The organism is Arthrobacter sp. 2MCAF14, assembly GCF_052115645.1.
Taxonomy (GTDB): Bacteria; Actinomycetota; Actinomycetes; order Actinomycetales; family Micrococcaceae; genus Arthrobacter.
This window is the reverse complement of sequence record NZ_JBFRHB010000001.1, coordinates 292,427-314,685: the sequence shown is the minus strand read 5'-3', so window position 1 is coordinate 314,685 and position 22,259 is coordinate 292,427. Positions and strand designations below refer to the sequence as shown.

The following is a 22,259-nucleotide window of genomic DNA, read 5'->3' as shown; positions in this document are numbered from 1 at the left end:
ATGTCGTTGCGGAGATCAACGAGGGAAGAAAAGCCCTCCGTTGATCGAAATCGACAAATGCACCTCTAGCTCAATTGGCAGAGCAATTGACTCTTAATCAATGGGTTCCGGGTTCAAGTCCCGGGGGGTGCACCAAAGGGAAGGACCCTTGAGCGGCAGCAGCCGCTCAAGGGTTATTTCTTTGCGTTGCGAGCAACAAACAATTGCACCTCTAGCTCAATTGGCAGAGCAATTGACTCTTAATCAATGGGTTCCGGGTTCAAGTCCCGGGGGGTGCACCAAAGGGAAGATCCCTGGATGGCTGAATGGCCGTCCAGGGATCTTTTTGCTTTCCGCCGGCTCCGCCGCGAGCCGGACTTTACCGGACCAGCTTCACCGGACCGGGCCCCAGAAGCTTAGTTGGAGGCTTCGCCCGGCGCCGCGCCTGAATCCGCTGCGGCCACAATGTCGTTTACGACTGCCGAGGAATGATTGTTCGCCAGTTCGCGTACCAGCGACTGGAGCTCCCGCCGCAGTTTGGCAGTGTCCACGGGCACAGGTTCAAGCACTTCGCGTTCCAATTGCGTGGCGAGCCCGAGGGTGTGCTCCCCCGCCTCGGTCAAACTGACTACTTGGCTCCGGCGGTCGGACACGCTGCGCGCGCGGCTGACGTGGCCGTGGGCCTCAAGCCTGGTGAGCGTCTTCCCCATTGTCTGGGCCTGAACCCGGACGATCTGTGCGAGCGTCGATTGCGTGGTCGGTCCGTTGACGGCAAGTACTTCCATGACAATGACCCCGGCATGGGTCAGGTCCATACCGCGTAGTTTCTCGTTCCAGGCATGCTCCACGAGTCGCGCGGCCGTGGAGAGCAGGCGCCCGGTGGGCCACCGTTCCATATGAGGCATAAGGGCCAGTATATAGACCGCTGCGCGCAGATCAGGACCGACGTTCAATTCGTGAAGCGGCCAGCCCGTCACTAAGCTAAGTGATCGCGAACGCTAGCAAGGAGCACAAATGGCCGAACGACTCATTCCAGGCGGCACTGCCCCGGACTTCACCCTCAAGGATCACACTGGTCGCGAGGTCAGCCTGGCCTCGTACCGCGGCCGCAATACCGTTATTTATTTCTACCCCGCGGCTTCCACGCCGGCATGTGCCAAGCAAGCCTGCGACTTCCGCGATTCCCTCGCAACCCTCCAGGCTGCCGGTTACGAGGTCCTTGGCATCTCTCCGGACACGGTGAAGGACCTGGAAAAGTTTGTGGCCGAAGAATCACTGACCTTTCCCCTGCTGTCCGACGAAGGGCACCACGTGGCTGACGCCTATGCGGCTTGGGGCGAAAAGAAGAACTACGGGCGCACCTATCAAGGGCTGATCCGATCAACGATCGTGATGGACCCCGACGGCAAGGTGACCCTGGCCCAGTACAACGTGCGGGCCACCGGCCATGTCGCCAAACTCCGCAGGGACCTCAAACTCGACAAGTAGCCACCGCATCGCCGCATAGGCGCGGCTGGAATGGGTGGCGCGAAACCGCGGGTACAATGGAGGCCGGTATATGACCGGAGCGGGAATCCCTGGATGCCGCTCCGGATACCAACACCAGCGCGAGTGGTGAAATTGGCAGACACGCAGGATTTAGGTTCCTGTGCCTTCGGGCGTGGGGGTTCAAGTCCCCCCTTGCGCACATTCAGGAAGTGCCCCGGTCCTTGGCCGGGGCACTTCCGGTTTCCAGCCGGGACTCAGGGCCCTGAACTAGACTGGACTGCGGTCCGGCTGCCGCGGGCCTCAGCCCGTCCAACTGCCTTGAGGGGACAAGAGTGGTAAGCAGCAAGCTTCGCCGAGTCACGCTACAAATCGGCGCAGGCCTTCTGGCCGTGGCCTTGACCTCGTGCACGGTAAGTCCCGGACCGGCACCGTCGACATCTGCCGCGGGCGGCGCCTCGGCAGAGCCGAGCAAGACCTTCAACTTTGGCACCCCGTCGATGCCGCTTGGGCTCGATCCCGCCGTGACGAACGACTCCGAGTCGTATCGCGTCACCCGGCAAGTGATGGAAGGCCTCGTAGGGGTCGACGCGTCCACCGGCCAGCCAACTCCCCTGTTGGCCACCTCTTGGTCGCAAGGGAATGACGGACTTAGCTACGACTTCAAGTTGCGGTCAAAGGTCACCTTCCACGATGGAACCGTCTTTGACGCCGCGGCCGTCTGCAGCAATTTCAACCGTTGGTTCAACTTCCCGGCGGCCGTGCGTCAGCAGGCACCGGGCATCGCATTCAAGAGCGTCTTCAAATCCTTCTCGGACGAACCTTCCCTTTCGCTCTTCAAGAACTGCAAGGTTGTCTCTCCCGACCACGTCCAAATCAATCTGGCCAAGCCCTTCACGGGCTTCCTTCAGGCCTTGACGCTGCCGGCGTTCGCGATGTCGTCCCCGAAAGCGATGACAGACGGCAAGGCCGACGTCCTGGACAGGAAACTGTCCGGTCAGCCGGCATCGGCGTACGCCTCCCACCCCGTGGGCACGGGCCCGTACGTTTTCTCGTCATGGACCCAGAACCGCATCACGCTCAACAGCTACAAGGGCTACTGGGGCGACCGCGGAGAGATAGCCACGGTCAACTTCATTCCGTTTGACTATCCGCAGGCCCGGCTCTCGGCCTTGCTCGCAGGAACCATCGACGGATATGACCTTGTCACCGCCGGCACCTTCGACCAATTGGTCAAGAAGGGCATGCAAATCGTCCAACGGGATCCGTTCTCCGTGATGTACCTGGGGATGAACGAATCCGTGGCGCCCCTCCAGAACCTTGGCGTGCGCCAGGCAATCGAGATGGCCATCGACAAAGACACCCTCATCCACAAGTTCTTCATCGACAACACCTCGCCGGCGACCCAGTTCGTTCCCCCCAAGCTGAGCGGCTTCAACAACAACGCACCGTCCCTGGGATACGACCCGGACAAAGCCAAGCAACTGCTCGCCAAGTCCGGCTACAAAGGCGAGGAACTCAAGTTCTACTACCCCCTCAATGTCACGCGCGCCTACCTTCCCACTCCGGAGAAGATCTACGCGGAGATCAGTGCGGAGCTCACCGCCATCGGGCTCAACATCAAGCCGGTACCCGTGAACTGGGACGACGGCTACCTCCAGAAGGTCCAGTCCCCCGGTGACCATGCGCTCCATTTGCTCGGCTGGAATGGCGCCTACTCGGACCCGGACAACTTCGTGGGCACGCTCTTCGGTGAAAACAACGGCGAGTTCGGCTACAGCGATCCACAGGTGTTCTCAAAGATCGACCGGGCCCGGGGACTCCCCGACGGCGCTGACCGCAACTCCCAGTACCAGACCATCAATGCCCAGATCGCTGCCACCGTCCCTGCGGTACCCATCGCCTTCCCCATCTCGGCGTTGGCCCTTTCCGACCGCGTCGAGAAGTACCCGGCGTCGCCTGTCTTAAACGAAGTTTTTACAAACGTTCGCCTGAAGTCTTGACGTCCCGCCGCAATTTCAGTTATGCGCCCACGCGGGGATATTCTGTGACAGCCAGTGCCGCCGCTATCGGAGATTGATCGTGACCTTCATTTCCAAGACACACCACGCTGACGTCGTCCTTATTGGGGGCGGGATCATGAGCGCAACCCTGGGTGCGTTCATCAAGCAACTCGAACCCAGCTGGACCATCTCCCTCTTTGAGCGACTCGACGAAGCCGGCCTGGAAAGCTCCGGACCGTGGAACAACGCGGGAACCGGGCACGCAGCGCTGTGTGAGCTTAATTACTCACCTGCAGCGAAGGACGGCTCCGTTGACCCGTCCAAGGCCCTCCACATCAACGAGCAATTCCAGCTCTCCCGGCAGTTCTGGTCCCACCTCGTGGACAACAAGTTGATCGGCTCCCCCAAGGGCTTCATCAACACCGTCCCGCATATGAGCTTCGTCATCGGCGACAAGCACGCGGACTTCCTCAAGGCCCGCTATGAGGCACTCAAGCCCAACACGCTCTTCCGCAGCATGGAATACACGGAAGACCAGGCACAGATCGCCAAGTGGGCTCCGCTCATCGTCAGGGGCCGCGACGCCAAGCAGCGCGTTGCCGCCACCCGCGCGGCGGAAGGCACGGACGTCGACTTCGGCGCCTTGACCCGCGAACTGACCGGCTACCTCGCTGCCAACGGCGTTGAAGTCAACTATGGCCACGACGTCACCAATGTGAGCAAAGCCTCCGACGGCGGCTGGGACCTTTCGCTCAAGCACCCCGCTTCCGGCGAACACGGCCAGATCCACGCCAAGTTCGTCTTTGTCGGCGCCGGCGGCGGAGCGCTCCACTTGCTCCAGGCATCAGGCATCCCGGAAAGCAAAGGCTACGGCGGTTTCCCGGTTTCCGGGCAGTTCTTCCGCTGCACCGACGAGGCCATTGCCGGCCAGCACAGCGCCAAGGTATACGGCCAGGCCTCCGTGGGTGCCCCGCCCATGTCCGTGCCGCACCTGGATACCCGCTACGTTGGCGGCAAGCGTTCCCTGCTTTTCGGCCCGTACGCCGGCTTCTCCACCAACTTCCTCAAGACGAGCAGCTACCTTGACCTGCCGCTGTCCATCCGCCCGAGCAACATCATCCCGATGCTGGCCGTGGCCAAGGACAACATGGACCTGACTGCGTACCTCATCAAGGAAGTCGCCAAGCGCCACGACGCCAAGGTGGAGTCCCTCCGCGAGTACTACCCCCAGGCCGACGGCGGCAATTGGGAGCTCATCACCGCGGGCCAGCGGGTACAGATCATCAAGAAGGACTCCAAGAAGGGCGGCGTGCTGCAGTTCGGCACCGAAGTCATCACGGCTCGTGACGGCTCCATCGGGGCACTCCTCGGCGCCTCCCCCGGAGCCTCAACCGCTGTCCCGATCATGATCGAGATGCTCCAGCGGTCCTTCCCGAAGAACTTCAAGGGCTGGCAGTCCAAGCTCAAGGAAATGATGCCAGGCTACGGCGTCAAATTGAACGACAATCCGGACCTTGCCGCCGAGCTGGAATCGAGCACTGCCCGTTCGCTCCAGCTTGAGCCTGCCGACGCCGTTCAGCACTAGCAACCGTCCGCTGCGGCCGGTTCGAGACAAGAAACAGACCGTAGATCCCAGGAGACAGTGCAATGTTCCGTCTGGCAAAGCTTTCACTGGCGAACAGGGCATTGATTGCGCTGATCACCGTCTTCGCGGCGGTGTTCGGCGTGATCACCATGTCTTCCCTCAAGCAGGAGCTCATCCCCTCGATCGAGTTCCCGCAGATCTCGGTGATCACGGCGATGCCGGGCGCGTCCCCGGAAGTTGTCGACAAGCAACTAAGCCGTCCGCTCGAAGCGGCACTGAACAGCGTCGAGGGCCTGGAATCGACCACGTCGACGTCGCGGAACGGTGTTTCGCAGATCTCCATGGTGTTTACCTACGGTTCGAACCTGGACCGCGCACGCAACCAGATCGATCGCGCCATCTCCAACGCCAAGCGTGTGCTGCCGGCCGACGTCGAGCCCCGGTCTTTTGCCGGCAGCATCAGCGACTTCCCGATCGTGTACCTGGCGGTGTCTTCGGACAAGCCCCTCAGCGAGCTGAACACGGACCTGCAGCGCTTGAGCGTTCCCCGCCTCCAGAAACTGGACGGTGTGCGCAGCGCCGACGTGACAGGTGGGGCCACCCAGCACATCCTGATCCAGCCGAAAGCCCAGGCCATGGCCGCGAGCGGCGCCACGGTCCAGTCACTCACGAATGCCCTCAAGAACAACGGGACGCTGGTCCCGGCCGGAACCATCGAGGACCAAGGCAAGACGCTCTCGCTGCAGATCGGCAGCCCGGTGGACTCGCTCGACGTCATCAAGGGCTTGCCCCTCACCGGCGCCAAGGGCGGAACCACGATCGGCACCGTTGCCGACGTGAGCATCAAGGACGACGCCGCAACCTCAATTACCCGGACTGACGGGAAACCCACGCTGGCCCTGTCCATCACGAAGAAGCCCGACGGCGATACCGTCGCCATTTCGCACGCTGTCAAGGATTCCATTCCCCAGATGGAAGCCGAACTCGGGTCCAATGCGCACTTCACGCCAGTGTTCGACCAGGCCCCGTACATCGAAAAATCCATCAAGGACCTCACCACGGAAGGCCTTCTTGGACTTGGCTTCGCGGTGGCAATCATCCTCGTGTTCCTGATGTCCGTACGCTCCACGCTCGTGACGGCGGTATCCATTCCCCTGTCGCTCCTGATCACGTTCATCGGCATATCGGCAACCCACTACTCGCTCAACATCCTCACGCTTGGCGCACTGACCATCGCAATCGGCCGCGTGGTGGACGACTCGATCGTGGTGATCGAGAACATCAAACGCCACCTCAGCTACGGCGAGCACAAGCTCGCAGCCATCCTCAATTCGATCCGGGAAGTTGCCGGTGCCATCACGGCGTCCACCCTCACCACGGTTGCCGTCTTCCTGCCGATCGCCTTTGTGGGCAACCTGGCGGGCGAACTGTTCCGGCCCTTCGCCCTGACGGTGACCATCGCCCTGTTGTCCTCGTTGCTCGTGTCCCTCACCATCGTTCCGGTGCTGGCGTACTGGTTCCTCAAGTCGCCGTCGCAGGCCTCGGCCGCAGAGGACGTCCGTGCCGCGGAGGATGCCCGAACCAAGGCGCACGAGGCAGAGCAACGCAGCAGACTGCAGCGCGGCTATTTGCCCATCCTGTCCAAGACCCAGAAGCACCCGGTCATGACGATCGTCGCCGCGGTCCTGGTATTGGGTGGAACAGCTGCCATGTCCCCTCTGCTTGCCACGGACCTGCTCGGCAACTCGGGCCAGAACAGCATGACCGTGCGCCAGGTCCTTCCTGCCGGCACCAGCCTGGAGCAGACCGGCGCCGCCGCCGCGCAGGTGGAATCGGTCCTCCGCGGGATCGACGGGATCAAGGACGTCCAGGTCACGTCGGGCAACGCCCAAACGGGATTCGCCGCCCTCACCTCAAGTGGCGCTTCCAACTCGACGTTCACGGTGGTGACGGACGATAAGGCCGACCAGCAGAAACTGCAGGATACAGTCCGCTCCCGCCTCGCCAGCGCCTCGGCTCCCGGGAAGGTCACTGTTGGTGCGCAGCAAGGCGGCCTGGGCACGTCCTCCAGCGTCGACATCACTATCAACGCTGCCAACTCGGCGGATCTCAAGACGGCAAGCGACGCGGTGGCCAAGGCCATGGACGGCGTGCCCGGGAGTGCCGAAGTCGCCACCAACCTGGATGCCAGCCAGTCGGTGGTGCAGGTGAAGGTTGATCGCGCCAAGGCCGTCGCCGCCGGGCTGAACGAAGAACAAGTTGCCGGCGTCCTGGCGTCCACCGTCAGTCCCGTCCCCGCAGGCACTGTCCGTATCGACACCACGGACTTCCCGGTACAGATCGGCGAAGGCACGCACTTCAGCAGTATCGCCGATGTCAGGGCCATCAATCTCCCGACGCCGGCGGGGCCGGTTCCGCTGTCGAGCATCGCGTCCGTAGACCAGGTGGACACTCCGGTCTCCATCACCAGCAGCAACGGCCAGCGGAGCGCGAAGGTGACCGTGACGCCGTCGGGCTCCAACCTTGGCGCCGTCAGCACGGCAGTCAGCGACCGGCTGGCCTCGGTGCAGCTGCCTGCGGGCGTTACCGCCACGATCGGCGGCGCCACGACGCAGCAGGCGGACTCGTTCCGCCAGCTCGGCCTCGCACTCCTGGCCGCCGTCGCCATTGTCTATGTCATCATGGTGGCCGCGTTCAAGTCCCTCATCCAGCCCCTGATCCTGTTGGTCTCCGTGCCTTTCGCGGCGACCGGCGCCATCGCTTTGCTCCTGGTCACGGGTGTTCCTCTCGGACTGCCTTCCCTGATCGGCATGCTGATGTTGGTGGGAATTGTCGTGACCAATGCGATCGTCCTGATCGACCTCATCAACCAATACCGCAAACCGCATGATGGCAGCCCCGGAATGAGTGTGGCGGACGCCATCACCCACGGCGCCAGGCAGCGGCTACGTCCGATCCTCATGACGGCGCTTGCTACTGTATTCGCCCTGACGCCCATGGCTTTGGGCCTCACGGGAGGCGGCGGGTTCATTTCCCGGCCGCTCGCGGTTGTGGTCATCGGCGGCCTTGTTTCGTCCACGGCTTTGACGCTCGTCCTTGTGCCCGTCCTTTACAAACTGGTCGAAGGCCGGCGTGAGAAGAAGGCGCTGCTCAAGGCGCTCACACAACGCCCCGACGTCGCGAAGGACGGTATCGCCGGACATGGTGAGGGCGATCACGCGGATTGGACCACCGAAATGATTCCGAAAGTCACCGGCCGCCGGTCTGCCTCCAGCCCCGCCGAGTAGGGCGACTTACCGGGAACAAAATGATGCCGTACCCTGTTGCAGGCAGTGATACATGCAAATGCATCTATTTTAGGATAGACTGTTGGCAGAGCCCGCACACCAACCGGGCAGGCAGAAAGGCACATCATGGAGATCGGCGTATTCAGCGTCAGCGACATCACCACTGACCCGACCACGGGCCAAACCCCCACGGAGAACGAGCGCATCAAAGCCGCCGTGGCCATCGCCAAGAAGGTCGAAGAGATCGGCATGGACGTCTATGCCATCGGCGAGCACCACAACCGCCCCTTCTTCTCTTCGTCCCCCACCACCACGCTGGCCTACATCGCAGCACAGACTGAGCGCATCACGCTGTCAACGTCAACGACGCTCATCACCACGAACGATCCCGTCAAGATCGCCGAAGACTTCGCGATGCTCCAGCACCTCGCGGATGGCCGCGTGGACCTCATCATGGGCCGCGGCAACACCGCCCCCGTCTACCCCTGGTTCGGCAAGAACATCCAGGACGGGATCGAACTCGCGGTGGAGAACTACTCCTTGCTCCGCCGGCTCTGGGATGAGGACACCGTCAATTGGAGCGGCAAGTACCGCACGCCGCTGCAGAACTTCACCTCCACGCCCCGCCCGCTCGACGGCGTCGCGCCCTTTGTCTGGCACGGCTCCATCCGCAGCCCGCAGATCGCGGAACTCGCCGCGTACTACGGCGACGGCTTCTTCGCCAACAACATCTTCTGGCCCAAGGAGCACTACCAGCAGCTGATCGGCCTGTACCGCGAACGCTACGAGCACTACGGCCACGGCAACGCCGACCAGGCCATCGTGGGCCTCGGCGGGCAGTTCTTCATGCGCAAGAACTCCCAGGACGCCGTGAAGGAATTCCGCCCCTACTTCGACAATGCACCGGTGTACGGTCACGGACCCTCGCTCGAGGACTTCACGTCCCAGACGCCCCTGACCGTCGGCAGTCCGCAGGAAGTCATCGAAAAGACCCTGACCTTCCGCGAGTACTTCGGCGACTACCAGCGCCAACTATTCCTTGTGGACCACGCGGGCCTGCCCCTCAAGACCGTCCTGGAGCAACTGGACCTCTTCGGCGAAGAAGTCCTGCCGGTCCTGCGCAAGGAATTCGAAGACCGCAAGCCGGCCCACGTACCTGACGCACCCACCCATGCATCCCGGGTGGCAGCGTCCGTCAGCGCCTCGGCCAAGGACGACGCAGCCGATGCTGTCAGTGGCGGCATCGGGCGGACCCCGTGACCACCGCGGCACCCACCTCGTCCGCCGTGCGCCTCGCCGCCGAAACCTGGGAGTCCTTGTTCCGCTCCCAGGTGGCGGTGATGCGCCGCCTCCAGGCCGGGCAGGCATTCAAGAAGTTGCCCATCCGGGAGTACGACGTCCTGTTCACTCTTTCCCGCTGCCCTACCGGCAAGCTGCGGCTGAACGAGATCAACGATCACGTCCTGCTCAGCCAATCCAGCCTGAGCCGGCTGGTTGACAGGTTGGAGAAGCGCGGTCTCGTGGAGCGCAGCATCGCCCCCGACGACGGGCGCGGGATCCTGCTGGGGCTTACCGCGGCCGGGCAGGAACTACAGAAGGAGATCGGCCGCGAGCACATCCGCGACATCGCCGAACTTGTGGCGCCGGCCCTGACAGCCGAAGAGCAGCGTGAGCTGCTTCGCCTGACGGAAAAGCTGCAAGCGTTCGTCGCACACAAGCAGCCGCGCGAAGGCTAGCGAAAGCTAGCGGAGGACGACGAGCTTTGCCGGATCCTCATCCGGCAAAGCGTCGGCCACTATCGCGGTGACCTTCAAGCTCTTCAACGACAAGCTGCCGCCCACCGTGGACAAAAACGCCGTGTCCGAGGAATCGCGTCCGGCCGTAATACGCAGCATGGACTCGCGCGGAGCCAGGCCGGTGGGATCGATCACGTACCAGGTTCCGTCGATGTGGGCCTCAGCCACGGCATGGAAGTCCATGGGGCTCAACCCGGGCGCATACACCGCAGCGAGACGGGCGGGGATGTCCTTGGAGCGCAGGAGGGCAATGGCAAGGTGGGCGAAGTCCCGGCAAACACCTTTGCGGTGCAGGAGCGTTTCCACTGCGCCGTCCGTCCCCCGCGAGGAACCACTGACGTACCGGAGCTCGTTGTGGACCCAGTTCCGGACTGCCTGCAACAGCTCCTCGCCGTGCAGCCCGCCGAACTCGGCGTACGACGTCGGAAGAAGCCGATCGGACTCGGCATAGCGGCTGGGCCGGACGTAACGGATGAGCTCCATCCGGGAGGACTCATCGGGGACACCCAAGCCCTCCACCGAGGCTCGGTAATCAACAGTTACCTCGCTGGGTTCGTCGAACTCCATGTACTGGAAACGTCCACCGTGATGGTCCGTCAGCTCGGTGAGCGGAACAGCTTCGCCTTCCACCGTGACTGACAGCTCTTCGGTCAACGATTCATAGCCAGGATTGCTGGCCACGGCTATTGCCATGGCCACCTTGGTGTTGGCTACGGTCTTGAAAACGAGCTGGGCAGCAACGTTGCGTTCCATGGATCTCCGGAGTGTTGCGGCTGGACAACCCACTAATTATGCAGAGTTGACGCCGACGAGTTTCTGTCAATCGTGGTTCTACAGATTGACCTTCAGAGACAATAGCATCCGCTGGACGTTGGCGAATTCCGAACTCTGGTCAACGTACTTTGCCGCTTGGTCCAAGGTGTCAAAGGACTTCGCGGGAGCAACTACTTCGTCTGTGGCGAAGGCATGTACGGCGGGCATGTCCCCGAAGTAGTAGTTGCCTTTTCCCGCGGGTCCCACCACAAGGTTCCGCAGCTGGCAGGCCTGGCCGTCAGATCCGGCCACCAAGTTGGTGATGCCGTAGGAACCAAAGAATTTGTAGCCCTGGATGACCCGGAATACCACGTGCGGGGGGATCATGGAATCACCATCCGCATGGGGCAGGTCAATGGGCACGCTGCTGACCACGGTGTAGGGGCGCTTGGCGGCTGGATTGCAGTCGGCCGGACTCGCCGAGGGCAATCCAGTGTGAAGGGTCGCCAGATACCCGCCCTTGGCGTCTTTGACCTCGATCTTCAGGGCGCCCGGCATGGAACCGGCGTCGGGCGTGACCGATTGCGCAATCCAGTCACTCGGAAGATCGAAGCTGACCTTCTTGGCCGCATCCGAGTACGTCTTCCACGCCGAGGCGGTCGCCCCCGCCGTCGCGGTACTGCCGGCAGAGGGGCTCCCAGTGGAACTGCCCGACGGCGGTGCCGTACCCGAGCCCGACGGCGTCGCACTCCCGGGTGCCGCACTGTTGGACCCGGCTGTCCAGACGGGTCCGCCCTTGCCCTCGGAACTGCAGCCAGCCGTGGCGACCACGATGAGGGCGCCGAGGACGGCGACTGAAAACTTCAACGGGATCCGCTTTGCTCTCATGCGCACCAGCCTAGCGGCGCCGAGCCCCTGCCTGCCCGTCCGGATCGGCGTTTCGCCCGTGCAAACCCAGCCGATGCACGCCGGGCCGCTTCGGCCTGCGTCGTAGGACTAGGCTGGACGCATGGCTCCCGATCAGCTTGCTGAGGACGAAAACAATGTGGCGGACATCTCCGCGGTGGACATCGCGGACTGGCGTTTGCGGACGTTTGCCTTGTATGACGACGTCCGTAAGATCGCGATGGACGATCCCTTCCAGGCCCATGTTTACTGGCGCCAGGAACGGGACCGCATGTTCGGAACCCACCCGGCCTCGGCACTGACTCCCGCCAGTAAGCGGTCTTTCTCGGGCCTGCGCACCGCGGACTACGATTCCAGGTTTCGCCGTTACGCCACCCTTTCTCCTGAAGGCGCGGGCCAGGAGATGAACGTCCAGACCGGAACCGACGGCATGGTGCCGTTTGTCCGCCTCGGCACCTTCGACCTCGACGAGCTCGGCTCGCTGGCCGTGTGGCGCCTGCGCAGCTACGGCGGCGGCATCTTCGTGCCCTTCCGCGACGCCACGGCCGGCAAACCCGGAGGAAGCTACGGCGCCGGCCGCTATTTGCTGGACACCATCAAGGGAGCCTTCCACGGCCTTCGCGGATCCGGGCAACAAGAGTTCGTGCTCGACTTCAATTTCGCCTACAACCCCTCCTGCGCCTACAACGAGGCCTGGGCCTGCCCCTTGGCCGGGCCGGCGAATCGCCTGGCCGCGGATATCCCTGTAGGGGAGCTGTACCTGCCCGTCTAAACTGCCCGTCTAAATAGGCGCAAGGACGTAGGATGTCTTCATGACTTCCTCACGTCCACGCCGGATCGCCCGCGTCCGCCCGCTCTCCCCCACCTCCCCGGACGAATACTTCTTCGTCGCGAACGACGCCGCCGACTTCGCTTCCGCAGAAGGCCGGAGCTGGACTGTAGTGGACAGCCCGTTCCCCGGCTCGTCGGCAAACAGCAGCAGTGCCGGGCGGCCCGGGTGGGTTGGAGGCACGGAAGTGTCCGAGGATGCGTTCACATTCCTGGCGCCATCTGTTCCCGCCAATGTGTTAGGCATGGCGCACAACACCGGCCAGCCGGGCCGGGACCTGCCCGCGCAGGCGTTCCACAAAGCCGCCACAAGTGTCATCGGACCGGGCGACGCCATCGAACTGGCCTCGGATGTCGGTTACGTGGACCCCGAAGCGGAACTGACCGTCGTCGTCGGACGAAAGGTCCGCGGGCTCACGCTCGACAATGCGCGCGACGCGATCCTTGGTTTCACGATCGGCAACGACGTCTCGGCGCGGGACCTGCAAAAGACCGACGAACTATGGATCAGCGCGAAAAGCCAGGACACCTTCACTCCTGCGGGACCGTGGATCGTCACCGACCTCACTGGCGACGTTTCAATCGGTATCGTGCACAACGGCAAGGAATTGCGGACGGCCACCACGGCCGACCTCGGATGGAAAGTGGACGAGATCCTTGTCTACCTCACTTCGTTCATGACCTTGCACCCCGGAGACCTGGTCCTCACAGGCTTCCCGGCCGAGTGCGCCAGGATCGAGCCCGGAGACCTTGTGACCTGCCGCATTGAGGGCATTGGAGAGCTCAGCAACCCCGTTATCGCAGCGTCTTGGGAGAAAATTCCCAGCTAGATATGACAGGCTTGAGCCATGGAGCTTCCTGCCGTGCCGGCAATTGAGACGCGGCAGACGTCCCCTTCCAGGCCAAATACAAGCAAGCGCCGCAAAGGCGTGCTGCGCTATCCGGTGGTCAGGCAGCTCATCCGATTCACCGGCGTCGGGATCATCTGCACCGTCACCTCGCTGGCGCTGTACGCTCTGTTCCGGTCGTGGATGGGACCCCAACCTGCCAACGCCGCAGCGCTGATCATCACCTCGCTCATGAACACGGCCCTGAACCGGCGGCTGACCTTCAAGATCAGCGGCAACCGGAAGAGAGCCCGGGACCACCTCAACGGGCTGATCGTGATCGCCGTGGCACTGGTCATCACCGGCGGGAGCCTGGGCGTGCTGCATGCGTTGCGCCCCGAAGCCACCCTCGCCGAGGACCTCTGGACCACCACGCTGTCCGGATTCGTCGCGACGGCAGTTCGGTTCACGATGCTGCGGCACTGGATTTTCCGCAGGGCCCGCCACGTTTGATTCGCTGTCGGATTCCCAACTGACTAGCAGTAGATGTCGTTTTGAGGGCTCAAAACGACATTAAATGCGAGCTAGTTGGGTTGGGGACGGTCAGCGGCGACCGAGCCCCTGAACGCTCCCGACGGCGGCAGCCACGGCTTCCGCGGCTTGCTCCAGTTCCGCTGAAGTCACCGTGGAGTCGAAGCTGAAACGGACAGCAGTGTGGGCCACCTCGGGCTCGATTCCCAAGGCCAGCAGGACCGGCGAGGGAGCGTCGGATCCAGCGGCGCAGGCCGATCCGCTCGAGCACACCACGCCAAGCCGCTCAAGCTCAAGCAAGACCGACTCACCGCTCGTCCCCGGGAAGCAGAAGGACGCGACAGATGGCAAGCGCTGCGAGGGGTGGCCGGTCAGCACAGCACCGGGCACGGCCTCAAGCACTGTACGGATGAAGGCATTCCGCAACTCCGAGACCCTCCCTGCGAGTTCCGACTGCCCGGCATGGGCAAGAGTCAGTGCCGTGGCCAGCGCAACGGCACCCGCCACGTTTTCGGTCCCGGAGCGCCTGCCCCGCTCCTGGCCGCCGCCATGGACGAGCGGTTCAAGGCGCAGCCTCCCTTTGGCGTAGAGCACCCCGCTGCCCTTCGGCGCGCCGAGTTTGTGGCCCGAAATACTCAGGGCGTCTATTCCCAGTTCCTTGACGCCGATGGGCAGCCAGCCGGCAGCCTGGACGGCGTCCGTGTGGAACGGCACGCCGTGTTCGGCGGCCACCTCCGCGAGTTGACCCACGGGCTGCACGGTCCCGATCTCGTTGTTGGCATACATGATGCTGACAAGGGCTGTTTCCGGACCGACCACAGCCCGGAGCGCCTCGGCCGTCACCACGCCGTGCCGGTCCACGGGGACCACGTCCACCTCGAGCCCATGGACGCGTTGCAGATAGAGCGCGGATTCTTCGACGGCGGGGTGCTCGATGGCGCTGATGACAACTCGGTTCAGGGCAGGGTCCGCCGCACGTCTCGCGAGGGCGATTCCTTTCACTGCCAGGTTGTCCGCCTCGGTGCCGCCGGAAGTGAAGGTGATCTCGCCGGGCCGGCAACCCAAGGCTTTCGCTACCGCCGCCCGTGCACCCGACAACGCGTTCGCAGCAGCTTCGCCGAGGCTGTGATGGCTTGAGGGATTGCCGAACTCCCCCGTCAGGTACGGCCACATCGCTTCGAGGACTTCCCTGCGGACGGGTGTGGTCGCCGCGGCGTCGAGGAAGATCATGGCTTCAGCCGAGAGCCAGGGATGGGTCCGGTGTCACGTCGAGCGTCACGTCCAAGCCGAGGTCCAGCGCGTTGACGCTGTGCGTGAGTCCGCCGATGGAAATGACATCGACTCCCGCGGCGGCGATGTCCGACACGGTGTTGACGTTGACGTTGCCGCTCGCCTCGACGACGGCGCGGCCAGCCACCTGCTTCACGCCGGCGCGGAGCTCCTCAAGGGAAAAGTTGTCCAGCATGATCGTGTCGACACCGGCAGCCAGCACAGGTTCGATCTGCTCTGCGCTGTCCACTTCCACTTCGAAGTGTGTAGTGTGGCCCAGCTGGGCTTTCGCGGCCTTGAGCAGTGCGGTGAGCTTGGCGGAGTCACCACCGGTCATCACGGCCAGGTGGTTGTCCTTGGCCAGAACGGCATCGGACAGACTGTAGCGGTGGTTGGCTCCCCCGCCGCAGCGTACGGCGTAGCGTTCCAATACCCGCAATCCAGGAGTAGTTTTCCGCGTGTCCGTGATGCGGGCCTGGGTTCCGTCGACCAGCTTGACGAACTCCGCGGTCTTGGTGGCAATGGCGCTCATGCGCTGGGCAAGGTTGAGCCCGACGCGTTCGGCGAGCAGCACCGAGCGGGCGCGGCCGCTGACCCGCGCCAGATGGGTTCCGGCGTCGAACGCTTCACCGTCCGCGAGCAACAGCTCCACTTCGGTGTCCGGGTCGACGAGCAGCATGGCGTCACGGAACACCGTGCCGCCGCTGAAGACCCCCGGAACCCGGGCATTGAGCACGGCGGTGGCCCGGGCCTCGGCGGGAATGAGCAACTGCGAGGTGATGTCGCCGCTCGGCGCGTCCTCCGCGAAAGCCCGCTCCAGAATGTCCCGGACGGGTGCTGCGGGGAGGGTCAGGCTAGTCATTGACGAGGCTCGCTTTCCGGCGGATCGTGTATCTTTGAACAATTTCTTCGCGATGGGTTTCGACGGCGTCACTTCGATAATGCGCACCGAGCGACCCCCGCCGCGCCCCCGCAGCCTGCACCAACAACTGCGCGGCAAGGAGCAAATTGGCATCCTCGTGCGCGCACGGATCCGCAGAATCCGGCACATTCTCAGGAAGCACGACGTCGCCCCAAGCGTCGAGCGACTCAGCAGCCTCCCGCAGCAACCCCCCGGTCCGGAGCACCCCGGCCTTGGCAGTCATCAGCCGCCGAAGCGCGGTCCGGCTGAAGGGCTCGGGGACCAGCTCGGGCTGCAACACGAGCGCCCCGGCCGGCTCGGTGACCAGCTCAGGCTGCCACGCGGTGAGACGGCTTTCGTCTGACGGTGTCCCGGCAGCGTGCGTAAAAGCGAGGCCGCCCGCGGCCGAGTTAGCACGCAGAGGGATGCCGTCAGGCGACGCCAAAGGTGACCCGGCGGTGGAGTCAGCAACGAAAGCCTCGACAGCCCGCCGCCCGAACACAAGCCCTTCGAGCAAGGAGTTGCTGGCCAAACGGTTCGCGCCTTGGACCCCGGTGCAGGCAACTTCGCCGGCGGCCAGCAAGCCAGGAACGGAAGTACGGCCGAACAGATCGGTGACTACTCCTCCCATCCAGTAGTGGGCCGCAGGGGCAACCGGAACGGGTTCGATGGTCCAGTCGATGCCGGCTTCGCGGGTCCGGGCGCTAAGCGTGGGGAAGCGCTTCTCAAGGAAGCCGTCCCCCTTGTTCGCTTCCACGACCCGGGCGTCAAGGAAGACGTGGCCATTCGGATCACCAAGCGAAGCCAGGTGGAGGGCGATGCTGCGGGAGACGACGTCGCGCGGCGCCAGTTCGGCGTCCGGGTGGTAGCCCGGCATGAATCGCTGGCCATTCGCGTCCATCAGGATGGCGCCTTCGCCGCGGACCGCTTCGGAAATGAGGAGCGGATCGGCGCCGAGGGGAGCTGGTCCATCGGCAGCGGCGAGGACCATGCTCGTGGGGTGGAATTGGAAGAACTCCAGGTCTGCGAGCTCGGCGCCTGCCCGCCATGCGAGCGCGAGCCCGTCAGCCGTTGCCACCGAGGGATTGGTGGTCTGGGCAAACAGTTGCCCCGCCCCACCGGTGGCCAGCAGCACGGCATCGCCGATTACGTTCTGAAGGCGGCCGTTGCGCAGGAATTCGACGCCTGTCACACGCCCCTCGGACTGGAGCAGGGAAGTCGCCTGGGCATGTCCCAGCACCTGGATCTTCCCGGCATCCTGCGCGTCAAGGACGGCCAGGATGAGCGCGTTCGCGACCCCGGCACCGGTGGCGTCTCCGCCGGTGTGCAGGATCCTTGGCGCGGAATGGGCGGCTTCGAGCCCCAAGGCGGGATCGCCGTCGTCGTCCTCGTCGAAACGGACACCAAAACGCTCGAGCCCCATGATGTCGAGGCGCGCTTCGGTGCACAGCACCCGCACGGCCTCCACATTGCAGTGGCCCGCGCCGGCCTTGAGGGTGTCCGCGATGTGCGCGGCGACGGTATCCCCGGGGGCGGGCTCGTCCAGCACTGCCGAAATCCCGCCCTGGGCGAAGAAGGTGTTGCTGTCCGCCAGCGCGCCTTTGCTGAGCAGGACGATGTCCGCACCGGCATCGGCGGCCAGCAACGCGGAGTAGAGGCCGGCGATACCGCTTCCGACGACGACGAGCCGCCGCCGCGCCGGAGCACCGGGAATGCGTTCTGCAGTCATGTGAGGCTCGATTCGACTGGTTGGTACAGGGTGTGGCCTAGAGCGGCCGTGCTGCGAGCATGCGTTCGAGGGCGATCTTGGCGTTGTCCTTGACCGAGTCGTCCACCGTGATGCGGTTAACCACGCGGCCTTCCACCAGTTCCTCGAGTACCCAGGCGAGGTAGCCGGGGTGGATGCGGTACATCGTGGAGCAAGGGCAGATCACCGGGTCGAGGCAGAAGATGGTGTGCTGAGGGTTCTCGGCTGCCAAGCGGTTCACCATGTTGATCTCGGTGCCGATCGCGAAGGTGGTGGGTTCGGTTGCGGCGGCGATGGCCTTCTTTATGAAGTCGGTGGAGCCCGCGCCGTCTGCCGCGTCGACAACCTCCATGGGGCACTCGGGGTGGACAATGACGTTCACGCCAGGGAATTCGGTGCGCGCCTTCTCGATCTGGCCCACGTTGAAGCGTTTGTGGACGGAGCAGAAGCCGTGCCAGAGGATGACGCGGGAATCCAGCAGGGTCTGTTCGTCGTTTCCGCCGAATTCCTTGCGCGGGTTCCACATGGGCATCTGCTCCAGCGGCACGCCGAGGGTCTTGGCGGTGTTGCGGCCAAGGTGCTGGTCAGGGAAGAAGAGGACCCGCTGGCCACGCTCGAAGGCCCATTCGAGGACCGTCTTGGCGTTGGAGGACGTGCAGACGATGCCGCCGTTGCGTCCGCAGAAGGCCTTCAGTGCCGCCGAGGAGTTCATGTAGGTCACGGGGATGACCGGGGCACGGCCTTCGGAATCGGGGGCGGTCCCGAAGAGCTCTTCGAGCTGCTCCCAGCATTCCTCCACCGAGTCCTCGTCCGCCATGTCCGCCATGGAGCAGCCGGCGGCGAGGTTCGGCAGGATCACGGACTGGTCCTCGCTGGACAGGATGTCGGCAGTCTCGGCCATGAAGTGCACGCCGCAGAAGATGATGGCCTCGGCGTCGGGCTTGGTCAGGGCGGCGTTGGCGAGCTGGAAGGAGTCACCCACGAAATCCGCGTACTGGACAACCTCGTCACGCTGGTAGAAGTGGCCCAGGATGACGGCCCGGTCCCCCAGCGTCTCCTTGGCGGCGCGGATCCGGGCGTCGAGCTCGGCGTCGCCCGCCAGCTTGTACTCTTCGGGCAACTGGCCTTGGCGGGGCGTGGCCTTGGGGGCGTCGTCGGAGCTGGACGCTCCGGGACCGTAGGCCGGTATGCCGGCGAGGGCTTCAGCAAGGTCGTACTCCCACGGGCCCTTGGCCAGAGCGGGACTGCACGTTGAGCCGGCCGCGGAACGGCCGCTTTCGGCTTCTTCCCGCGTGATCAGCTGGATAGCTGTGTTGACGCTGCTCATGGTGTACTCCTGTTGTCTGGCCCGAGTCCGGGCGTGCCGGTGAAGCGGTAGAGGCGGGGAGGGCGGTGTTTTCCGCCCTGGAGGTATTCACCGGTTTCCTCGATTTCCGGTGTTCCCTTGATTTGCCGGCGGAAGTTCGCCGGATCCAGCTGACGGTCCAGGACAGCCTCGTAGACTTCCCGGACCTGTGCCAGGGTGAAGAATTCGCCCAGCAAGTGATAAGCGATGGACCCGTAGGCCATCTTGTTGCGCAGCCGCCACAAGGCGTAGTCCACAATCGCGTTGTGATCGAAGGCCAATTCCGCGAGCCGGTCTGCCCGGAACCAACGGACGTTCTCGGATTCATCGGCCAAGGCGGCTTCCGTGGGCTGCACCAATGCCCAGTAGACAATCGAGACGACCCGCTGGGCAGGCGAGCGGTGCAAGCCGCCGAAGGCGTAGAGCTGCTCGAGGTATTGGGGAGCCAGCCCCGTGGTCTCCCGGAGGTTCCGTGACGCGGCATCCTGGAGGGATTCGTCGTGCTGCAGAGGGCCGCCGGGCAGTGCCCACATGTCCTTGAACGGTTCGCGGATGCGGCGCACGAGCGGCAACCACAGCGTGGGGCGGCCGGAGCTTTCACTCGGGCGGAGGGCGAAGATCACCGTTGATATGGCCAACGACGGCGGTGCGAGCCTGCGCTCTGCGACATTGGCGGAGGTAGCGTACACGGTATTCACCCCGCTTCTTTGCCGTAGGGACCAGACAGTTAGTTATAGTCAAATTGACTAGAACTAATGGTACGACTGTCAGCGGACAGTGTCCAAATGTTTCAGCCAGCGTTCTCCTTGGCGGCAGCTTCCAGGAGGGGCAAAGTGCGGCCCTGGAAATGCGTATTCAGCACGATCACTGAGGACGAGCGCAGCACGGTCTTGGTGGCGATTAGCTTGTCCAGCACACGTTGCAGGTCCGAGTTCGACTTACCCACAACGCGCACCATGAGATCCGAACTGCCGGAGACGGTGTGGACCTCAATGAGTTCAGGAATCGCGGCGAGGGCTTCGACGACCGCGTCGTGCCCCTTGTCCTGGTTGATGGTCAGGGAGCAGAAGGCGACCACCGGATAGCCGAAGCCGGCGGGATCGGGCTGCGGAACCCAGGGAGCCACAACCCCGCGCTCGGCCATCCGGTCCAGCCGGGACTGGACCGTGGCGCGGGCGACCTTCAAGACCCTGGATGCCTCAAGGACAGACGCCCGCGGGGAGTCGGTGAAAAATCGGACAATCTTGGCATCCAACTCGTCGACAACCATCAGTTTTTCCTACTTCCGCCCATGAGCTGTACAAATCGGCACTCCATGCCCAAATGTCGCACCAGCTTGTAACCATCCTCTCACGAGTGTTTTTCGCCACTTCCCTTCGGACGCGGTAAATTCGATAAGTCCTACGAGGACCAGCTGACAAACCATCCACAAGAAGGCAAACACGAATGACAACGAAGTCCACCGCTGTTCGACCCGCCATTCCTTCGCAAGGCCTCGGCCATTCGATGAAGCCGCGCCAGCTCACCATGATGGGCCTGGGCAGCGCGATCGGAGCGGGACTCTTCCTGGGATCGGGTGCCGGAATCCACGCGGCCGGCCCCGCAGTACTCATCTCCTACCTTGTGGCGGGCACCCTGATCATCGTGGTGATGTGGGCGCTCGGCGAGATGGCAGCCGCCAACCCCAACAGCGGCGCCTTCTCGGTCTACGCGGAAAAGGCCATGGGCAAGACGGCCGGATCCACGGTCGGCTGGCTGTGGTGGCTGCAGCTGGTAGTGGTCATCGCCGCGGAGGCACTCGGCGCAGCAGGGCTACTGTTCTCCGTCTGGCCGGTCATCCCCCTGTGGGCGCTGGCCCTGGTGTTCATGGTGGCCTTTACCGCGATCAACCTCGCCGGGGTCCGGAACTTCGGTGAGTTCGAATTCTGGTTCGCCATCCTGAAGGTTGCAGCCATTGTCGCCTTCCTCGTCATCGGGGCGGCCTTGCTGTTCGGCTGGTTGCCCGGAGTGGCTTCCCCCAGCCTCGGAAACCTGACCGGCAACTTTGCACCGTCCGGCTGGTCTGGAATTGCAGCGGCGCTCTTCGTCGTCATTTTTGCCTTCGGCGGCACCGAAATCGTGAGCGTGGCCGCTGCGGAGACGCAGAACCCTGCACACAGCGTCGGCAAAGCCATCCGCACGGTGGTGTGGCGCATCCTGGTTTTCTACATCGGTTCCGTCTTCGTCATTGCAGCAGTGCTGCCCTCCGACTCCGAAGGACTGAAGTCGCCGTTCGCCGGTGTCCTGAACCTTGCCGGCATCCCGGGAGCCGGCACGGCCATCACTCTGGTTGCCGTCGTGGCCCTGCTTTCCGCGCTCAACGCCAACCTCTACGGCGCCTCGCGCATGGTCTTCTCCCTGTCTGAGCGCGGCGAAGCACCGGCCTTCCTGTCGCGGCTGCGCGGCGCCCAGGTGCCCATGGCTGCCGTCGGGGTTTCCGTTGCTTTCGGCTTCATCGCCACTGTCCTGGAACTCCTCTTCCCCGACCATGTGCTCCCGGCTTTGCTCAACCTCGTAGGCTCCACTTGCCTCGTGGTCTGGGGAACGGCGCTCGTGTCACAGTTCATCCTGCGCCGCCGCGCCGACCGCGAAGGAACCGAACTGCCGCTTCGCATGAAGGGATTCCCCTTCCTCACGGTATTCGGCCTGGTGCTGCTCGCCCTGATCTTCGTGGTGGGCTTCTCGAATGCCGAGAGCGCGGGCCAGCTCATCGGCACGTTCCTGTTGATCGCGTGCATCGCCGTGGCCTGCAGGATCGGCGCCAAGGTCAAGTCAGCCCGAAGCGCATAGGGAACCCAAGTGACTCGCAGTTGTTGTCGTTTTGAGCCCTCATAACGACATTAACTGCGAGTCAGTTGGGTGAGGGAAACTTGCACAAATTGCTATGTGTTCCCACGGGAAAGCTGGCAGTCCATGGCATTTTGATCAGCCTCGAATAGGCGGATTGCCTACGAACCAAACAGTGACTACGGTCACGT

19 protein-coding genes and 3 tRNA genes are annotated in these 22,259 nt (G+C 63.7%); 13 read left to right on the top strand and 9 right to left on the bottom strand.

Going from position 1 to position 22,259, the window contains the following annotated elements:
* The first annotated feature begins 59 nt into the window (after positions 1-59).
* Positions 60-135, top strand: a tRNA-Lys gene (locus AB4074_RS01455).
* Between the two features lie 70 nt (positions 136-205).
* Positions 206-281: transfer RNA gene (locus AB4074_RS01450), tRNA-Lys, on the top strand.
* 114 nt (positions 282-395) lie between these two features.
* On the opposite strand, the gene AB4074_RS01445 is transcribed toward AB4074_RS01450, so the two are convergent.
* Positions 396-884 (bottom strand): MarR family winged helix-turn-helix transcriptional regulator, encoded by a 489-nt coding sequence (locus AB4074_RS01445; RefSeq protein ID WP_441411780.1) that lies wholly within the window; start codon positions 882-884, stop codon positions 396-398.
* 109 nt (positions 885-993) lie between these two features.
* On the opposite strand from AB4074_RS01445, the gene bcp reads away from it, so the two are divergent.
* The 7 genes from bcp to AB4074_RS01410 all read left to right on the top strand — a co-directional run bounded on the left by bcp (position 994) and on the right by AB4074_RS01410 (position 10,075).
* On the top strand, positions 994-1,467 hold the full coding sequence (bcp, locus tag AB4074_RS01440) for a thioredoxin-dependent thiol peroxidase (RefSeq protein WP_441411779.1): 474 nt from the start codon (positions 994-996) through the stop codon (positions 1,465-1,467).
* Positions 1,468-1,584: 117 nt separating this feature from the next.
* Positions 1,585-1,666 (top strand) — tRNA-Leu (locus tag AB4074_RS01435).
* Between the two features lie 133 nt (positions 1,667-1,799).
* Positions 1,800-3,467 carry an ABC transporter substrate-binding protein gene (locus AB4074_RS01430; protein ID WP_441411778.1) on the top strand — a complete coding sequence of 556 codons (1,668 nt, stop codon included), beginning with the start codon at positions 1,800-1,802 and terminating at the stop codon, positions 3,465-3,467.
* Positions 3,468-3,546: 79 nt separating this feature from the next.
* The gene (locus tag AB4074_RS01425) at positions 3,547-5,052 is read left to right on the top strand and encodes a malate:quinone oxidoreductase (protein WP_441411777.1); all 1,506 of its coding nucleotides are present in this window, start codon (positions 3,547-3,549) and stop codon (positions 5,050-5,052) included.
* A gap of 62 nt (positions 5,053-5,114) precedes the next feature.
* Positions 5,115-8,339: an efflux RND transporter permease subunit gene (locus AB4074_RS01420; RefSeq protein WP_441411776.1), complete on the top strand. Its 3,225-nt coding sequence runs from the start codon at positions 5,115-5,117 to the stop codon at positions 8,337-8,339.
* Between the two features lie 126 nt (positions 8,340-8,465).
* Complete coding sequence (locus AB4074_RS01415; RefSeq protein ID WP_441411775.1) at positions 8,466-9,599, top strand: LLM class flavin-dependent oxidoreductase; 1,134 nt, start codon at positions 8,466-8,468, stop codon at positions 9,597-9,599.
* Positions 9,596-10,075: a MarR family winged helix-turn-helix transcriptional regulator gene (locus AB4074_RS01410; RefSeq protein ID WP_441411774.1), complete on the top strand. Its 480-nt coding sequence runs from the start codon at positions 9,596-9,598 to the stop codon at positions 10,073-10,075. The genes AB4074_RS01415 and AB4074_RS01410 overlap by 4 nt, the downstream gene beginning before the upstream one ends.
* A gap of 6 nt (positions 10,076-10,081) precedes the next feature.
* On the opposite strand, the gene AB4074_RS01405 is transcribed toward AB4074_RS01410, so the two are convergent.
* Both AB4074_RS01405 and AB4074_RS01400 read right to left on the bottom strand, forming a co-directional pair.
* Positions 10,082-10,888: a transglutaminase-like domain-containing protein gene (locus AB4074_RS01405; RefSeq protein ID WP_441411773.1), complete on the bottom strand. Its 807-nt coding sequence runs from the start codon at positions 10,886-10,888 to the stop codon at positions 10,082-10,084.
* A gap of 78 nt (positions 10,889-10,966) precedes the next feature.
* Positions 10,967-11,776: a hypothetical protein gene (locus AB4074_RS01400; RefSeq protein WP_441411772.1), complete on the bottom strand. Its 810-nt coding sequence runs from the start codon at positions 11,774-11,776 to the stop codon at positions 10,967-10,969.
* Positions 11,777-11,897: 121 nt separating this feature from the next.
* On the opposite strand from AB4074_RS01400, the gene AB4074_RS01395 reads away from it, so the two are divergent.
* The 3 genes from AB4074_RS01395 to AB4074_RS01385 are packed head-to-tail and all read left to right on the top strand — an operon-like array spanning position 11,898 to position 13,962.
* Positions 11,898-12,566: a DUF1684 domain-containing protein gene (locus AB4074_RS01395; RefSeq protein ID WP_441411771.1), complete on the top strand. Its 669-nt coding sequence runs from the start codon at positions 11,898-11,900 to the stop codon at positions 12,564-12,566.
* Between the two features lie 40 nt (positions 12,567-12,606).
* Complete coding sequence (locus AB4074_RS01390; RefSeq protein ID WP_441411770.1) at positions 12,607-13,452, top strand: fumarylacetoacetate hydrolase family protein; 846 nt, start codon at positions 12,607-12,609, stop codon at positions 13,450-13,452.
* An 18-nt stretch (positions 13,453-13,470) separates the two neighbouring features.
* Positions 13,471-13,962 carry a GtrA family protein gene (locus tag AB4074_RS01385; RefSeq protein WP_441411769.1) on the top strand — a complete coding sequence of 164 codons (492 nt, stop codon included), beginning with the start codon at positions 13,471-13,473 and terminating at the stop codon, positions 13,960-13,962.
* 90 nt (positions 13,963-14,052) lie between these two features.
* Here AB4074_RS01385 and AB4074_RS01380 read toward each other — a convergent pair whose 3' ends face one another.
* The 6 genes from AB4074_RS01380 to AB4074_RS01355 all read right to left on the bottom strand — a co-directional run bounded on the left by AB4074_RS01380 (position 14,053) and on the right by AB4074_RS01355 (position 20,512).
* The gene (locus AB4074_RS01380) at positions 14,053-15,210 is read right to left on the bottom strand and encodes a cysteine desulfurase family protein (RefSeq protein ID WP_441411768.1); all 1,158 of its coding nucleotides are present in this window, start codon (positions 15,208-15,210) and stop codon (positions 14,053-14,055) included.
* 4 nt (positions 15,211-15,214) lie between these two features.
* The gene (gene nadC, locus AB4074_RS01375; RefSeq protein WP_441411767.1) at positions 15,215-16,111 is read right to left on the bottom strand and encodes a carboxylating nicotinate-nucleotide diphosphorylase; all 897 of its coding nucleotides are present in this window, start codon (positions 16,109-16,111) and stop codon (positions 15,215-15,217) included.
* Positions 16,104-17,879 (bottom strand): L-aspartate oxidase, encoded by a 1,776-nt coding sequence (gene nadB, locus AB4074_RS01370; RefSeq protein WP_441411766.1) that lies wholly within the window; start codon positions 17,877-17,879, stop codon positions 16,104-16,106. Before nadB ends, nadC begins: the two co-directional genes overlap by 8 nt.
* Before the next feature lie 37 nt (positions 17,880-17,916).
* Entirely contained in the window at positions 17,917-19,224 is a 1,308-nt protein-coding gene (gene nadA / locus AB4074_RS01365) for a quinolinate synthase NadA (protein ID WP_441411765.1), read from the bottom strand.
* On the bottom strand, positions 19,221-19,931 hold the full coding sequence (locus AB4074_RS01360) for an NUDIX hydrolase (RefSeq protein ID WP_113990543.1): 711 nt from the start codon (positions 19,929-19,931) through the stop codon (positions 19,221-19,223). The genes nadA and AB4074_RS01360 overlap by 4 nt, the downstream gene beginning before the upstream one ends.
* A gap of 101 nt (positions 19,932-20,032) precedes the next feature.
* Positions 20,033-20,512: an Lrp/AsnC family transcriptional regulator gene (locus tag AB4074_RS01355; RefSeq protein ID WP_441411764.1), complete on the bottom strand. Its 480-nt coding sequence runs from the start codon at positions 20,510-20,512 to the stop codon at positions 20,033-20,035.
* A gap of 176 nt (positions 20,513-20,688) precedes the next feature.
* Between AB4074_RS01355 and AB4074_RS01350 the strand changes: the two genes are divergently transcribed.
* Positions 20,689-22,071, top strand: coding sequence for an amino acid permease (locus AB4074_RS01350; protein WP_441411763.1), 1,383 nt, complete (start codon positions 20,689-20,691; stop codon positions 22,069-22,071).
* Positions 22,072-22,259: the final 188 nt, after the last annotated feature.